Raw genomic sequence first — 16,935 nt, forward strand, 5'->3', positions numbered from 1 at the left:
AGTTACATATTTGATAAAAAAACCATATAAAAACAAGTTTTTATATGGTTTTACTGGATTCCCGCCTTCGTGAGAATGACATAAACAAGCCAAGCAACGATACCTACAAACCTGCAAGTGACAAGGAAAAAATAAGCACATGAACAAATTTAAAAATATTGCGGTTTATGGGGGAGGGAGTTTCGGTACTAGTCTTGCTTCTTTAGCAGCACAAGACTGTAATAACGTTACTTTATTTTTACGTGATGAGGCAATAGCAAAGGAAATTTTACATAACAAAACTAACGTAAAATATTTAGGGGATATTAAATTACCTGCTCATTTACAGGCTACTACAAACTTAGATATAATTAAGGATTTTGAACTAATTATTATTGCAGTGCCGTCTTACGCTTTTGATGACTCAATAAAATTATTAAAAACTCACAGCATTTCTAAAGACAATACTCTTCTAATTGCAACAAAAGGCTTTGCCCGTAATCCTACCGCATTATTTTCAGATAGGTTAAAAACTCTATTACCGCATAGCCCTACAGCGTTTTTTGCAGGTCCGAATCTAGCAAAAGAACTTGCTAAAAATTTACCTGCTTCGGCAAGTATTGCAAGTTTAGATATAGATATAGCAAATAAAATAGCTTATAACCTAAGTTCAAAAATTTTTACTACTAATGTGTCAAGCGATATTGTAACATTACAGGTAGCAGGAGCTTTAAAAAATATTTTTGCTATTAAAAGCGGGATTGATTTAGCAAGAAAGCAGGGCGAAAATGCAAGAGCAACGCTTATAGTAGCTGCCTTAAAAGAAATTGCTATTTTATCGAAAGCTTTAGGTGGTATGCAAAAAAATTCTAATATTTTACTAGAAGCGGGAGTAGTAAGCGATTTAGTGCTTACTTGTTACTCGTTAGGCTCACGTAATACAAAATTTGGTTATGAACTTGGAATTAGTAGTGATAAAAAGAAATTTTTACAGGAATATAAAGAGCTAGTAGAGGGAAGAGAAGCATTAAAATTAGTTTTGGATTTGATAAAAAAATATAATTTACATATGCCTATAATTTCCGAAGTAGCTTCGTGTGTTATTTCTTATGTCATTCATGCGAAAGCAGGAATCCAGAAAAAAGTATAAATACAGCAAATTTTTGAAATTAAAAGCTCGATTTATCTCGCTTTATGCTGGATTCCTGCTTTCGCATGAATGACATAGGTATCCACGCAACAATGCCTCCGCGGGAATGACATATGACTCCACGCGAGCAATACCAATCAAGTATTACAGCAATCTCTTTATCTGTTCTTGCTCTAATTTTTCTTCTTTATCTAGTTTGTTTAAAAATTCTTTATAAAAATCGTTTGTTATATATACAAGTTCCATTTCGGTATTTAATTTAGAAGATTCAAGTATGATTACACATTCACCATCCTTGAAAGTAACCACTTTATCATTTTCTTCTTCTAAACTATATTTATCTTTGTAAAATGTTATAAAACTCTTCAAATTTATTTTGATCTATAGTTAAAATAACGGCTTCTATTACATTAAAATCATTACATATCACTAAAGCTTTAGATATAGTTTTTGTATTTGGTTCTATATAATAATTATATCCTTGCCAATAATTAGGTTCTTTATTGATGATTTTGTATTTTTTTGTTAGATCTATATTGGTAGTTTTATTTAATTCAAGACCAAGTGGCATAGGATTAGAATGGATATTTAAATAAAAAAATATAATGAACAAGGATAATAGATTTGGCATAAATAATATGAAAATTTTATATTAAATTAGGCACCTTAAATAACATAAGATTTTTAAAGTTTCAATTAGAAATTTATTTTGGTCTGATGAAGTAAAAATCTTTACAAAATTTAGTGAAAAAAAATAAAACCTCATATATTATAAGTAATTATATCTTTAGCTCATTACATGATAATCTTTAGTATAGTTTTTTTTAAAACCGTTTCGGTATTGTTAAGTGTAGTAATAGGATTTTTAGCAGGTAAATATTCAAATGTTGAAAGAGATAGTATCTCTTCGTTACTATTCTATTTTATATCGCCTATAGTGTTTTTTACGATACCTGCTAGTACAACCTTAACACTTGCGACATTAAGCGTTACGGTCGTAACATTTGTAATTGCAACACTCTTATCGCTCTTTTCTTATTATTTTTTTGGTAAATTTTGGCAGGATCATACACGTAATATTATAGCTTTGTCTGCAGGTACGGCAAATGGTGGGTATTTTATGTTGCCTATAGCTGCAGCACTTTTTGATGATTATACATTAAGTATTTACATGATGGCTGTTATAGGAGTGAATATTTATGAATGTTCCGTCGGCTTTTATATTTGTATGAGGAGCTTTGCTAATACCACCTATAGTATATTAAAAGTAGTAAAATTACCGATTTTAAACGCTTTTTTCTTGGGATGTTTATTTAGTTTTTGCGGTTTTACTTTACCGGATTTTTTAGATGATTTTATATATAATATGAAAGGCTCTTTTTCGATACTCGGTATGGTGATGGTGGGTCTTGCTCTTTCGTCTCTACAAAAATTTGAAGTTGATATCAAATTTACTCTTGCTACTTTTGCTGCTAAATTTCTGTTCTATCCTTTGGGAGTAGGGTTATTTATCATGTTTGATCATTTTGTAACAAAATGGTATAACAATGATTACTATAATGCCCTAAAACTACTTTCTACGGCACCACTCGCAGCAAATACTATAGTTATAGCGAATTTACAGAAATTTTACCCTGAAAAAGTTGCAGCTACTGTGTTTTTATCTTTGCTTTTTGTAGTTATATATATGCCGACCATGGTCAGTATATTTTTAAGTGACTTAAATTAATAACATGATGACAATGATTTTTTTAAAATTTATTCTAAATTGGTATTAATAGGTTCATATGAAAATTAATTCAATAAAAATTGGTCCCTATATTAATTTATTACCTCTTCAATATATACCGAAACATAAAATTTCTTATGTGGAATTCGGTGATCCTAAAAATAAAAATATAATAGTATGTGCTCACGGTTTAACTAGAAATGCTCATGATTTTGATAAAATAGCTAAAGAGTTGAGTAAAAATTATAGAGTAATTGCAATAAATTATCCCGGTCGCAGTGATAGCGAAAATTTTAAAAAAGCTAATCATTATAACTATACGACTTATATTAAAGATACGTTATTTTTTTTAAAAAGGCTAAATATCAAAAATCCTATTTGGCTTGGTACTTCAATGGGTGGTATTATAGGTATGGTACTTGCCAGTAAATATAAAAACATTTTTAAAGCCTTAATATTAAATGATATAGGGGCGTTTGTTGATGCTGCTCCTTTAATTAAAATTGAAGATTATGCTAAAAAAACTATACTCTTAGATGATTTGGCTAGTGCAAAAGAACATTTAAAACTTATTTATGCACAAAGCGGTATTAAAGATGAAGAAGATTGGGATTATTTAACAAAATATAGTGTAATTTCTACATTCGGTGGAAAATATAAAATGAATTATGATCCTGCTATAACAAAAGGAATGAAAAATGCTAGTAACCAGGAAGATATTAAACTATGGTCTGTATGGAATAAAATAAAATGTAGAATATTAGTAATTCATGGGATGAAATCTCAAATTTTAACAAAATCTACTATTAAAAAGATGAAAGAAACAAAAATTTTTGATCTTTATGAAATAAAATATGCCGGTCATGCTCCTTCTCTAATGAACCCTGAAGAAATTAACTATGTCAAATCTTGGTTAGAAAAGAAGTCTTAGATTGTGTGACCTTGTGTTGTACGAATGTTCAGGATGTCATTCCCGCGGAAGTTGGAATCCAGAAAATAACCTTAATCTTGGTACAAAAATTACATATTTAATAAAATAAACATATAAAAAAACTGTTTTTTTATATGTTTTTCTGGATTCCTGCTTTCGCATGAATGACATAGGCATCATTTAAATTAATAAATAATAATTATGAAAATTACTGCTAAAGTACTAATAATAGGTTCAGGACCTGCGGGCTTAAGTGCCGCTATTTATACAGCTAGAGCTGCTTTAAAACCAATATTAATAAATGGTATGCAGCCAGGCGGGCAGCTTACAATTACCACCGATGTTGAGAACTATCCAGGATTTGCGGAAACGGTGCAAGGACCTTGGCTTATGGAGCAGATGTCTATGCAGGCTAAAAATGTCGGTACGGAAATTGTTAGTGATTATGTAGAAAAAGTGGATCTATCAAAAAGACCTTTTAAAGTATTTACAGGAGCAGGAAATGAATATGACGCGGAGAGCATGATAATTTGTACCGGTGCGGAAGCAAAATGGCTTGGTATAGCTTCAGAGCAGAAATTTCGTGGTTTTGGTGTTTCGGCATGTGCTACTTGCGATGGTTTCTTTTTTAAGAATCAAGAAATAGTTGTAGTAGGGGGAGGAAATAGTGCAGTAGAAGAAGCTTTATACTTAACCAATCATGCTAGCAAAGTCACTATAGTGCATAGAAGGGATAGTTTTAGAGCTGAGAAAATATTACAGGATCGATTATTTAAAAATCCTAAAATATCAGTAATTTGGGATCATGTAGTAGATGAGATTGTAGGTAGTAATAAACCAAAATCCGTTACCGGAGTTAAAATTCAAAATGTTCACACCAAAGAGATTAGTTTATTGAATTGTAGCGGTGTATTTATAGCTATTGGGCATGTACCGAATACGGGGCTATTTACCGGACAAATTGTAATGGATGACGATAATTATATCATCACGAAGTCAGGCACTACTAGAACTAGTGTAGAAGGTGTTTTTGCTGCTGGTGACGTTCAAGATAAAATTTATAGACAAGCAGTAACTGCTGCAGGAACAGGCTGTATGGCGGCTCTTGAGGCTGAAAAATTTCTAAATAAATAATTTAGATTTTTTAGCTGTAAATTAACATATAAGTTAATAAAAAATTGTTGCATTCAGTAAGACACTTATTATAGTCATTGTGTATTAATTTAATTAGGTACAAATATAATGACTTGGAACATAATAAATATACCACCACAAAAACAAAATATTGATACATATCCATTACTTATGAAATTTTTAGTTGGACGAGGTAGTTTTAACATACAAAATTTAGAAGCATTGAAAAATGCTAATTTAGAAAATATTTCTTATGATGTATTAGAAAGTCAAATGGGTGGTGAAGATTTGGGTATAAATAATTCATTATAAATATTTTTCTTGCTAGTATTGCCGTATAATTTTAAGATAAGTTTGTAACAGTTTTTTCGTCTGAGTTACGGGAAGACGATTTTAGTATCCACGCAGGTAATGAGAAATATATGAACTTACTTAAAAACATTACGGGAAAGAATTATATAAACGGTGAATTTATAGAGTTCGGGAAGCAAATATCCGTTATTAATCCTGCGACCTTAAAAGAAATTGCTACAGTTCCGAATTTGGGATTATCTGAGATTAATTCAGCGATTAATAATACGGTGACTAGTTTTTCTTCATGGTCACAAAGCTCATTTGAAGCGAGAATAGCGATTCTTAGAAGATGGTATAATTTAGTAATCGAAAATATTGAGGAGTTAAGTCATATATTAACCCTAGAGCAAGGTAAAGTACTTGCTGAATCAAAAAAAGAAATTTTATATGGAGTCTCTTTTATTGATTGGTATACATATGCTATACATAATATTCATTCGACTATCAAACCCGGTAATAGTAAAGCTCATAAAATTGTTACGCAATATGAGCCTGTAGGACCGTCTGCTGCTATAACTCCTTGGAATTTTCCAAATGCAATGATTACTCGCAAGGTAGTACCTGCAATAGCTGCGGGTTGCAGCGTTATATTAAAACCGTCAAGTCTTACGCCTCTATCAGCTTTAGTACTTGCTAAATTTGCAAGCGATGCCGGTTTGCCTGCCGGAGTATTTAATGTAATTACAGGTAGTTCAGATATTATAGGTAAGGCTTTTTGTGAAGATTTTAGGCTTCGGAAGTTATCATTTACCGGCTCTACAAATGTCGGTAAAATTCTATATCAAAATGCCGCAAATACTCTAAAACGTTTATCTTTGGAACTTGGCGGCAATGCTCCTTTCATTATAACGGCAGATAATAATTTAGAGAAAGTAGTAAGTGATTTAATAACCGCTAAAACTAGAAATAGTGGACAGTCTTGTATTTCACCTAACAGAATATTTATAGAAGAATCTATATATGAAAAATTTATAGAAATTCTAAAGGCTAAATTTACTAAGCTTAAAGCCGGTGACGGATTTGATAAGGAATCGGATGTAGGCCCGTTAATTAATTCTGCTGCCATAGAAAAAATACAAAAGTTACTCGCTGATGCACAAAGTAAAGGAGCTAAATTAATTTGCGGCGGTAAAGCTGTTGATAATTTTATTGAGCCTACTATTATTATTGACTGTTTGGATAATATGGATATCTTTAGAACAGAAATATTCGGTCCGGTAGTTGCTTGTTATAAATTTAAAGATTTGGATGAAGTAATAGAACGTGCAAATAATACTGAATACGGCTTGCAAGGATATGTATATTCAAATAATATATCCGTGGTACAAATGATAGCGTCTAAGCTTGATTTTGGTATGGTATCGATTAACGACCCGTTACCTGCAAATGCAAAAGCACCTTTTGCAGGACGTAAAGCTTCAGGTTTTGGAGTTGAAGGCTCATTTGAAGGGATATTTGAATATCTAAATACGAAATATATAAATTTACAACATTAAGAATGCCCGCATGGTTCTTTTTATGTCATTCCTGCGAAAGCAGGAATCTAGTAAAGAATATAAAAAATTATTTTATAAAAAATATAATTCTTTGTAGCAGTATTAGGATTATTTTTTCTGGATTCCCGCTTTCGCGGGAATGACATAGAAAATATAATAATCTAAGTAATAAATAGTAAAAATTATGCCAGTGCTTGTAAATAATATTGAAGTACAAATTGAAAAAATTTATGAAGTATTTGATTTAATAGATAATGAAGGAGCTGATCTTTTGTTATGGGCAGTATCTGATTGTCTTGCCGAGCTATTAGATCAATATAAAGAATCGTTAACAATTGAATATGTTGATCCTTTGATGCAACTAATTAAAAGGTTTGAAGAGCAAAATACTATAATACCCAAAATGCTTAATAATGCTTTAAGTAATATATTATTAATCCTTGAAGATGGATGTAAATCTGAGGAATCAGAACTAATAGAAAATATAATTAATAGTTTAGATACTCTTGATATGTTAGGAGGACATGCATAGTAATCTTCCAAAAATCTCAATAGTTTTACCGGTTTATAATAGAAAGAAGCTATTACCTTTTGCTATTGAGAGCTGCCTTAATCAAAGCTTTAAAGACTTTGAGCTTATTATTATTGATGATTGCTCAAAAGATAATAGTGTTATAGTAGCTAGGACATATGCAGAGCAGGATTCACGTATTAAGGTAATAGTAAATGAGACCAATAAAAGATTACCGGCAAGTCTTAATATTGCTTTTAAAGAGGCCAAGGGGGAGTATTTTACTTGGACTTCAGATGATAATCTTTTCCATGAGAATGCTTTAGAAAAAATGGTTAAGATACTTGATAATTCACCTGAGATAGGGCTTGTATATACTGATTATACTTTGATCGATGACCACGGTAAAGTAGGAATAAGACTTTATCAAGAACCTCCTGAGTTTTTACCGATTAGAGATTGCGTCGGTGCATGTTTCTTATATAGAGCTGATTTAGCAAGGCAAGTAGGTGGATATAATGAAAATATGCAGTTAGTGGATGATTATGAATATTGGCTAAGGTTTGGGCTTGTTACGAAATTTGCTCATATACCGGAATCTTTATATTTCTATCGAGTACATGATAAGAGCTTAACAATAGAGCGTAAGGTAGAAGCAAAACAGGCAAAAAGAGTTTTAAAAGAATTATTTAAAGATCAATATATTATTCCTGCTGAGATTAAACCTATAAATGATTTATATAATTGGTTTATTGAAGATAGAAATTTAAGCTCTTATTTTAGGTTATTTAAAATAATTATTTGTAGCCCGATAATTACTATTTCGTATATTATTAAAAATCTAAGAAGAATAAGGTGATATTTTAATGCTTTAATGTCATTCCCGCGAAAGCGGGAATCTAGAAAAAATAACTTTAATATTTATACAAAATACATATTATTGACAAAATAAACATATAAAAACAAGTTTTTATATGTTTTACTGGATTTCCGCTTTTGCGGGAATGACATAGTAGAGCCATAGCACAACATCCTTAAAACAAATGCAAAATCAAGATTTCATACATACATTAAATCCAGAACAGCAAAAAGCAGTTCTCCACACTGAAGGACCGCTTTTATTGCTTGCAGGTGCAGGGACAGGTAAAACAAAGGTACTGACCTCAAGAATAGCTAATATTATTCACCAAAATTTAGCCTCACCTCAAAATATTCTAGCCGTTACTTTTACTAATAAAGCTGCTAAAGAAATGGCTGAAAGAGTTAATAGTCTAATTAATTGCTATGGTCTTAATATAGGCACTTTCCACTCAATGGCAGCTAGGATATTACGTGACCAGATTGAGCATTTAAATCTTGGTTTTAATAATAGATTTACTATTATTAGTCATGATGATCAATTAAAACTAGTGAAAGATATAGTAAAGCTAAAAGATATTGATACTAAAAAATATGCTCCTAAATTAATACATATCATAATTTCTAGATGGAAAGATCAAGGATTATTACCAACTAAACTATCAGTATCAGATACTAATTTACCACTGCAGAGGGTTGCAAAACTTGTATACGAAGAATATCAGAAAAATTTACTTATTTCTAATGTTTTAGATTTTGGAGATTTGCTACTTTATAATAATGAGCTTTTTATTAAAAATCCTGAAATACTAAGATATTACCAAGAAAAATATCGATATATTTTAATCGATGAATATCAAGACACTAACGTTGTCCAGTATTTATGGGCAAGAATGCTCGCAAGTTTATATAAAAATATTTGCTGTGTAGGGGATGATGATCAATCTATTTATGGTTGGCGAGGAGCAGAAGTCGGGAATATATTACGTTTTGAAAAAGATTTTGTAGGTGCAACAATTATTAAATTAGAGCAGAATTATAGATCAACCTTGCCAATACTTGCTGCTGCTTCCAATATTATCAATAATAATAAAAACCGTCACGGTAAAACGTTATGGACGAATAGGGAAAGCGGTGAAAAGATAAAAATTATCTCTTGTTGGAGTGATAAAGAAGAAGCAAGATATATAGCCGGTGAAATAGATAAGTTAGTGCGAGAAGACCGGTATAATGCCGGCAATATTGTAATATTAGTACGAGCCGGATTTCAAACAAGAAGTTTTGAGGAAGCGTTTATAAATAGTGCTATGCCTTATAAAATTATAGGCGGTTTGCGGTTCTATGAACGTATGGAAATAAGAGACGTGCTTGCTTATATCCGTATATCTTTGAATCAAAATGACAATCTAGCACTTGAGCGTATTATAAATGTGCCGAAAAGGGCAATAGGTGCAGCTAGCTTAAATAAAATTAGAGTCTATGCACTTGAGCGAAATATTTCTAATTTCGCAGCCATTAAAGAAATGCTAGAAATAGGTGAAATTAAAGCAAAGTCATATGAAACTCTAAAAGATTTGGTTACTAAAATCGATAATTGGTACGAAAGATTTATTATAGATGCTCCAATAAACGTAGTTAAAGCAATACTTGATGATTCTGGTTATCTTGAAATGCTTCAAGAAGAAAAAACCGAAGAAGCATTCGGTAGAATCGAAAATATTAACGAAATGCTTAGAGCTATTGCTGAATTTAACGATGTTCATGATTTTATCGAACATTCAAGCTTAGTTATGGAAAATGAAATGCTTGAAACCAATTATGGTGGTTCTGTTACTATAATGACCCTGCACGCAGCTAAAGGGCTTGAGTTTGATGTGGTATTTTTACCGGGCTGGGAAGAGGGTGTATTTCCGTCTCAAAGATCTCTAGACGAAGACGGTGAAAAAGGCTTAGAAGAAGAACGCCGCATTGCTTATGTCGGCATTACGAGAGCAAAAAAAGATCTCTACATTACTCATGCTGAAAGCAGAAAAATATTTTATGAAATAGTCCGTTCTTACCCTTCAAGGTTCATAACCGAAATCCCTGATGAAATTACGATCAGAACCTCTTCTATGAAAAAATACAATTCTTTTTATAAGTTTTAATTAATAGAGGAAGTGATATGGCTAAAGATGCTAATAAACCTGAAGGAAATCGTCAGGCTCCATTAAGTGCAGAAGAATTATATAATAAATTTTTAGACAATATCAAGTAGTATTGATAGTAAATTTAATACTCAAATTAAATTTTTTAAAGATGCTTTTGCTCCTCTTAACTCTGTTGCCGCTACTAGACAAAATATTTTTACTGCAATAGAATCGCAGTTTGCTCCTTTTAGTACTAATTATTTACCAAATGATGTAGTTCAATCTTTAACTGACACTATATATAACACTCATGATGAAGTAACTAAATTAATTTCGTCGGAAGAGGAAAAAGGAAAATATAGCGTTGCAAATGCTAAAAATGCAGCTGCTTTAAAAGTTTTTGCCATAGATTTAAGTGAGTCTCAAGTAGAGCAGATGAACGACGAAAAACGTAATGGCTTAAGCGAAGATGAAGTGATGGATATTAAAAAACCATTAGAAAAAGCTATGTTAGAATTAGCTAACCAAAAAATATCTAAAGAATAATATAGAGAGAAATTAATAGATAAAACATTAGATAACCTTAAAGAAAATGTTTCAGAAACAACATTAGGTAACTACAGAAAATTTCTTACTAAAAATACTACCCCTAAACTTGATAAACAAGAGCAAATTAATGATCTAAAACAAGTAGAAGCATTAACACAAGCAGCATTAAAGATAGATGAATTTTTTTAAAATTACTTTTCAAACAAATGAAAAAGAAGCAAAAGCTTTATCGTCTATTAATGAGTTAGGAGTAAATGAGCCTAATATAATTAAAACTTTATTACCAGCGATAAGTAAACTACCGCCTGAAAAAATGATAGAGCAAGGTAAAGAAATTATCAAGAATTTTGCCCCATTACTTGAGAGCAGCAATCCTGCACTTGTTAACGGTACTAAAAGAGTATTAGCAGAGTTAAATCCTGGATGTTTAACGGAACACGGATGGGGAGAAAGTATAGCATTAGAATTACAAAGAGTAACCAAACCTAAGCTATGGCAAAGAATAGTAGCAGTTTTTACCGGTACGGATTATGCTCAAAAAAATACCCCAAGGCTATAAGTCTTCTATATCAACCCCTGTATCTCATGTTGAAAACCTTAATAAAAGTAGAGAGAGTGGGCAACAGTCAGGGCATAGTAAAGTGATTTATATGATAATATAGTTGCGAATTTTTAAAAAGTTTGATAATTTAGCTCATTATAACTTAATAATGAGTATTATATGGCAGAGATTATAACTAATATAGATGATACTATTAAAAAAAACGATGAAGTGACTGAGATATTGGCTGCAGTAAAAGATAAAATAGTTGATATAAAAAACGTAGATAGTAGATTAGATACTTTGAATAAAAATATTGTTACTCCTGATCCTATTCAACAATATTTACAATCTGAAGAATATATCACTAGTACGCTTGAAGTACTTGCCAGTAAAATTATTAGTGAAGTTGTAGAAAATAAAGATATACAAAAATTAGTAGATAACTTGCATATCAATTTAGGACAAGATACAAAACTAATGCCTAGTATAGCAGATAAGCTAAAGTTTGATGTCGCAAGGGCTGAAGCAGCACTTAAGGGTTTTGTACTTCCTCTAAATAAAGGAGGACCTTTTGATACATTATCATTGATGGGTATAGAAGATAAAGAAGAAATCTTTGCCAATCCTATAAGAGCAACTAAAGAAGCATTAATAGCCGTAAGTGGAAAGTCTATACCTAAAGAGCAGTATGCACAGGCTGTAAAAGATCAAGCTATAGAAATCTTAAAACAAGATCCTAAAAACACTCCAGACAAACTTGAGAAATATGCAAAATTTATTATTCAAGGAGATAAAAACCAGAAATTTAATAAAGAGAGTGAGCAGTTTATCCCAAGAGTAAATCAATTATCTCAAGTGGAATTTAAGGAATTACAAAAGGCAGCCACTGATACGGTGCAGCAGATTAGTAATAGATTAGAAAAAAATAATAAAATTAGTAAGCAATTAGAACAAACTATTATACTTACTAACTCATCAGGCATAAAGAATCCTGAAATAATAAGGAAATTAAATAAGTTAGATTCTACTTATCTAACTGAGAATAGTACTAAAATAGCCACTGAATTAAAAGATATTAATGATAGAGGTACTTCTTTATGGGAAAAATTTAAGCAGATATTTACAGGTAGAAACTATTTGGAAGAAAGATTAGGAAAAGTTGTAGATAAATATATTACTCTGAGTGATAGATATGTAGTGAAGACAATTAATGATAAAATCTTTTCAAACGCTTTAACAAATTCTGAAATTACTGCAGGTCTAACAAAATTTTTAAATGAAAATAAAGATAAAGCAGCAACTAATCCTGAATTTAAAAATTTAATGCCTGTTACGGGTGAGCCTATTATAGTTCAACCGCAACAAGTTAATAATTTTAATTTAGCGGAACTCAGGAAAATCAATCCAATAGCATTTGATAAAACCATATTTGAAGATTCAATAAAACTAAGAAGTTCTAATATAAAACCTCCGCAAATCACTCCTAATACTTCTACTAAAAATCAAGAAGCAGTAAGAAGAAAGGGTTAAATTTTAATATAACTTCATCATTGTGAGGAGGCTTTGTTATATTGCTTCTATGTCATTCCCGCGAAAGCTGGAATCTAGATTTTTTATTGTCATCCCGTGGCGTGACCACGGGGTCTTGTATCACCAGCTGAGTCCTAAGATACCGCGATCAAGTCGCGGTATGACATTAAAGGTTACTAGATTGCTGCTTTCGCAGAAATGACATCAGAACATAAAGATTTAGGTGAGATGCTTAAATACTCCTCTTTCCATAATTCATTATAAAGAATAGGATCGATATTACCGCCTGAGATTAGTACTAGTAATTTTTGAGGTTTGGATTGTGTTTTTAAAAAATTTACCACTGAAACCATATTTATACTACTTGACGGCTCGCATATTACTTTCAGTAAATGAGTAAGCCACGCCGTCCAGTAACATATTTCATATTCTTCTGCTAAATAAAAATCATCAAGTTTTTTCAGATATTCAAATGTACGAGCTGATACACTCAAGGTTTTAAGACCGTCCGCAATAGTATTCGGAGCATAGTTAAATCTATATGTTTTATTATCTTTAACAGATAAATAAGCATCATTGGCATTTAAAGGTTCTGAACCTATTAACAAGCTTGTCGGTGATATTAATTCCTTGGCAAGATATGCGCCGGAAATTAAACCGCCGCCGCCGCAAGAGGCAAAAATAGCATCAGGACTAAAACCTAGCTGCTGTAATGCTTCATAGCATAACGTGCCTGCTCCTGCTATTGTAGAATCACTATCGGAAGGATGCATATAGTAAAATCCTTGCTTTTCATCTTCTTTTGCTTTTTCTTCCGCTTCTTGTCGAGTATATGTATATATAACTTCACCGCCGTAATAAAGAGCTGCTTGCTGTTTTACTTTTGAAGTATTTAACGGTAAATAAATCCTTGTTTTAATACCGAATAATTTACTCGCATAAGCAAGACCGATTCCATGGTTACCCGTACTATAACCGACTATTTTATCAGGTAATTTTCCTTGCTCTTTTAATTCTAATAAATGATTTAACACGCCTCTAACTTTAAATGCACCGGTTTTTTGTAATGATTCAACCTTAAAAAAAATCTCATGACCGAGCATCTCATTTAAGTTTTCAGAGTGAACGATCGGAGTTAAATGTAGATATTGTTTTATTCTATTATATGCGGCTGCTACATTTTGAGGAGGTTGTAGTAATAAATTCATAAATATAATTAATAACGGTAGCTTGAAATCAGGTTGATACTATATTATATAGTTAATAATTAGAAATTTTAAAAGGTTTTAATTGATGAATAAAAAATCCCTTCCGTTAATGGCACTGAGAGATATGGTAGTATTCCCGGGAGTAATTGCTCCTATTTTTGTGGGTAGGCAAAAATCGCTGCAAGCACTCTCTCATACTACCATTTCCGAGGAAGATAATAGTAAATATATTCTAGTAACTTTACAGAAAAAATTTGATCAAGAAAACCCTAGTACACACGAACTTTATAAAACAGCTATACTTGCCAAGATTATCCAAATAGTAAAGCTGCCTAATAATACGGCAAAAATCTTAATAGAAGCAGTAGCAAGAGTAAAGCTAAGCAATATCAAAGGCGAGGAAGCTTTTGAAGCAAATTACGAAATTATTCCGGATGAAGAAATATTTGACGTTAATAACATGCGTTCACTCGTTGATAATGCAGTACAACTATTTAGTAAATATGCGATTAATGATAAGAAAGTTAATGCAGAAATTATTGAAACTATCAATAAAGAAATAAGTAATAGCACTAATTTCATAAATATTATAAATATATTAGCCTCACATTTGATAACTTCACTTGAGGCAAAGCAGAATTTATTAGAAGAAACTAGTCCTTTTAAGCGTATCACGACGGTTATTAGTATGCTTACTTCCAATATAGTAAATTCAGAAACCGAGCAGGCATTGCAGCAAAGAGTAAGAAAGCAAATCGAAAAAACGCAGCGTGATTATTATCTGCACGAACAAATGAAAGCTATTCAAAAAGAGCTTGATGAAGATAAATCAGAACTTGCCGATATTGAAAAAAAAATTAAAAGTTTAAAATTATCAAAAGAAGCAAAAGAAAAAGCTGAGGCTGAACTTAAGAAACTCCGTACCATGAACCAAATGTCAGCGGAGTCGGGAGTAACGCGTAACTATCTTGAGACATTACTTAGCCTGCCTTGGGGTAAGTATGATAATAGCAAAATAGATATTAACCAAGCAGAGAAAATTTTAAATCGTGACCATTTTGGACTCGAAAAAGTTAAAGAACGAATTATAGAATATTTAGCAGTATTACAGCGTTCAAGTAAAATTAGAGGACCTATATTATGTTTAATAGGTCCGCCAGGGGTCGGTAAAACTTCACTTGTAAAATCTATTGCCGAAGGAATGGGCAGAAAATATACTAAAATTGCGCTTGGCGGTGTTAGAGACGAAGCAGAAATCAGAGGACATAGAAAACTTACCTTGGATCAATGCCCGGTAAAATTTTAGGTCAACTTAAGAAAGTTAAGACTAGTAATCCTGTAATGCTGCTTGATGAAATCGATAAAATGAGTTCTGATTTTAGAGGTGATCCGGCATCCGCTTTGCTTGAGGTATTAGACCCTGAGCAGAATAGTCACTTTGTTGATCATTATCTAGAAGTAGAATATGATCTATCAAATGTAATATTTATTGCTACTGCTAACTCTCATGATTTACCTAGAGCTTTAAGTGATAGAATGGAAAAAATATATATTTCCGGTTATGTAGAGGAAGCAAAGCTCCAAATTGCCAGAAGTTATTTAGTTCCAAAACAATTTAAAATGCATAAAATCAAAAAAGATGAAATTACTATATCCGAGACGGCAATTTTGGATTTAATTAGATATTATACCAAGGAATCAGGTGTAAGAGCTTTAGAGCGTGAAATAGGGGCATTAACTAGAAAATCATTAAAGCAGATTTTAGCAGATAAAAGTGTTAAGCATATCGCCATAGATAGTAATAATCTTGAAGAATTTTTAGGAGCTAAGAAATATAATTTCGGGCTTGCCGAGAAAGAAGATCAAATAGGAAGTACTACGGGACTTGCTTACACTGAAGTAGGCGGAGAGCTTTTAACTATAGAGGCTTTAGCATTTCCAGGGAAAGGTGAAATAAAGACCACCGGAAAACTCGGTGATGTTATGAAAGAATCGGCAATGGCTGCCTATAGTTGTTTTAGAAGCAGAGCAACAAATTTTGGATTAAAGTATGACAATTATAAAGATTTTGATATTCACATTCACGTACCGGCCGGAGCTATTCCAAAAGATGGACCGTCTGCCGGCTGTGCTTTGTTTACGACTATTGTTTCGTTGATGACTAAAATACCCGTACATCGTACTGTAGCAATGACCGGTGAAATTACTTTAAGAGGCAATGTTTTACCTATAGGTGGTCTTAAAGAGAAGTTACTTGCTGCAAGTAGGGGAGGTATTAAAACCGTGTTGATTCCTGAAGAGAATGTCAAAGATTTGAAAGATATACCGCCGAATATAAAAGAAAGCCTAGACATTATATCTGTATCAAATATTGATCAAGTACTTAAGCATGCTTTGGTAGAAACACCGATAAATAAATAGAGATTTGTTAATAGTCAAAATATCATATATTAAATTAATGCAAGCTATAGTAAAGTAATTCTTTTTGATTTTTCAATCAAAATGCGATTTTTCTTGCTTAATTCCTGAATATCTTGAACTCGTCTATTATTATAGGCTTTCTTCCTTACGCCTGTTACTAAATTGGGCTGAACTAATTATATTGTTGCGTGGATTAATTTCACCTCTGTCATCCTGTGGCTTGACCACGGGATCCAGTTAAAAATACTAATAATTTTAGTATTTTTTATTGTTTTTATGGACCATATGGGGGTGACACAGTAATGCTGCTACTACTGCAGCAGCTACTCAAAGCGGCTTATCCGAGGTAGAAAATCCATGCCTACAATAAAAGACAAAACAGCTTAGTTTATCTTTTTGCTTTCCAACTTTC

At 31.9% G+C, this 16,935-nt stretch carries 14 protein-coding genes and 1 pseudogene; 12 read left to right on the forward strand and 3 right to left on the reverse strand.

Going from position 1 to position 16,935, the window contains the following annotated elements:
- The first annotated feature begins 139 nt into the window (after window positions 1-139).
- Complete coding sequence (locus MCI_RS00170; protein ID WP_014409159.1) at window positions 140-1,129, forward strand: NAD(P)H-dependent glycerol-3-phosphate dehydrogenase; 990 nt, start codon at window positions 140-142, stop codon at window positions 1,127-1,129.
- Between the two features lie 144 nt (window positions 1,130-1,273).
- Here the strand turns inward: MCI_RS00170 and MCI_RS00175 are convergent, their stop codons facing one another.
- Together MCI_RS00175 and MCI_RS00180 are read right to left on the reverse strand one after the other, a co-directional pair.
- Window positions 1,274-1,498, reverse strand: a complete 225-nt coding sequence (locus MCI_RS00175; protein ID WP_014409160.1) for a hypothetical protein — start codon at window positions 1,496-1,498, stop codon at window positions 1,274-1,276.
- Window positions 1,467-1,760, reverse strand: coding sequence for a hypothetical protein (locus MCI_RS00180; RefSeq protein WP_014409161.1), 294 nt, complete (start codon window positions 1,758-1,760; stop codon window positions 1,467-1,469). The genes MCI_RS00175 and MCI_RS00180 overlap by 32 nt, the downstream gene beginning before the upstream one ends.
- A gap of 168 nt (window positions 1,761-1,928) precedes the next feature.
- On the opposite strand from MCI_RS00180, the gene MCI_RS00185 reads away from it, so the two are divergent.
- From MCI_RS00185 to MCI_RS00235, 10 genes are all read left to right on the forward strand, one after another.
- Window positions 1,929-2,858 carry an AEC family transporter gene (locus tag MCI_RS00185; RefSeq protein WP_014409162.1) on the forward strand — a complete coding sequence of 310 codons (930 nt, stop codon included), beginning with the start codon at window positions 1,929-1,931 and terminating at the stop codon, window positions 2,856-2,858.
- Window positions 2,859-2,916: 58 nt separating this feature from the next.
- Entirely contained in the window at window positions 2,917-3,789 is an 873-nt protein-coding gene (locus MCI_RS00190) for an alpha/beta fold hydrolase (RefSeq protein ID WP_014409163.1), read from the forward strand.
- 201 nt (window positions 3,790-3,990) lie between these two features.
- Window positions 3,991-4,923 (forward strand): thioredoxin-disulfide reductase, encoded by a 933-nt coding sequence (gene trxB, locus MCI_RS00195; RefSeq protein WP_014409164.1) that lies wholly within the window; start codon window positions 3,991-3,993, stop codon window positions 4,921-4,923.
- Between the two features lie 108 nt (window positions 4,924-5,031).
- Window positions 5,032-5,235 (forward strand): hypothetical protein, encoded by a 204-nt coding sequence (locus MCI_RS00200; protein ID WP_014409165.1) that lies wholly within the window; start codon window positions 5,032-5,034, stop codon window positions 5,233-5,235.
- Window positions 5,236-5,345: 110 nt separating this feature from the next.
- Window positions 5,346-6,773, forward strand: coding sequence for an NAD-dependent succinate-semialdehyde dehydrogenase (locus MCI_RS00205; protein ID WP_014409166.1), 1,428 nt, complete (start codon window positions 5,346-5,348; stop codon window positions 6,771-6,773).
- Between the two features lie 184 nt (window positions 6,774-6,957).
- Complete coding sequence (locus MCI_RS00210; protein WP_014409167.1) at window positions 6,958-7,305, forward strand: hypothetical protein; 348 nt, start codon at window positions 6,958-6,960, stop codon at window positions 7,303-7,305.
- A complete protein-coding gene (locus MCI_RS00215) occupies window positions 7,298-8,143 on the forward strand; it encodes a glycosyltransferase (RefSeq protein ID WP_014409168.1) in 846 nt (281 codons plus the stop codon). The genes MCI_RS00210 and MCI_RS00215 overlap by 8 nt, the downstream gene beginning before the upstream one ends.
- Window positions 8,144-8,327: 184 nt before the next feature.
- Entirely contained in the window at window positions 8,328-10,289 is a 1,962-nt protein-coding gene (pcrA, locus tag MCI_RS00220; RefSeq protein ID WP_014409169.1) for a DNA helicase PcrA, read from the forward strand.
- A gap of 706 nt (window positions 10,290-10,995) precedes the next feature.
- The gene (locus tag MCI_RS09235) at window positions 10,996-11,379 is read left to right on the forward strand and encodes a hypothetical protein (protein WP_232202666.1); all 384 of its coding nucleotides are present in this window, start codon (window positions 10,996-10,998) and stop codon (window positions 11,377-11,379) included.
- Window positions 11,380-11,541: 162 nt separating this feature from the next.
- Window positions 11,542-12,894, forward strand: a complete 1,353-nt coding sequence (locus tag MCI_RS00235; protein WP_014409170.1) for a hypothetical protein — start codon at window positions 11,542-11,544, stop codon at window positions 12,892-12,894.
- A 176-nt stretch (window positions 12,895-13,070) separates the two neighbouring features.
- Here the strand turns inward: MCI_RS00235 and MCI_RS00240 are convergent, their stop codons facing one another.
- Window positions 13,071-14,102: a serine/threonine dehydratase gene (locus MCI_RS00240; RefSeq protein ID WP_014409171.1), complete on the reverse strand. Its 1,032-nt coding sequence runs from the start codon at window positions 14,100-14,102 to the stop codon at window positions 13,071-13,073.
- Between the two features lie 85 nt (window positions 14,103-14,187).
- Between MCI_RS00240 and lon the strand changes: the two are divergent.
- A pseudogene (lon, locus tag MCI_RS00245) lies at window positions 14,188-16,523 on the forward strand (endopeptidase La).
- Window positions 16,524-16,935 lie beyond the last annotated feature (412 nt).

Source organism: Rickettsia montanensis str. OSU 85-930, assembly GCF_000284175.1.
GTDB lineage: Bacteria > Pseudomonadota > Alphaproteobacteria > Rickettsiales > Rickettsiaceae > Rickettsia > Rickettsia rickettsii.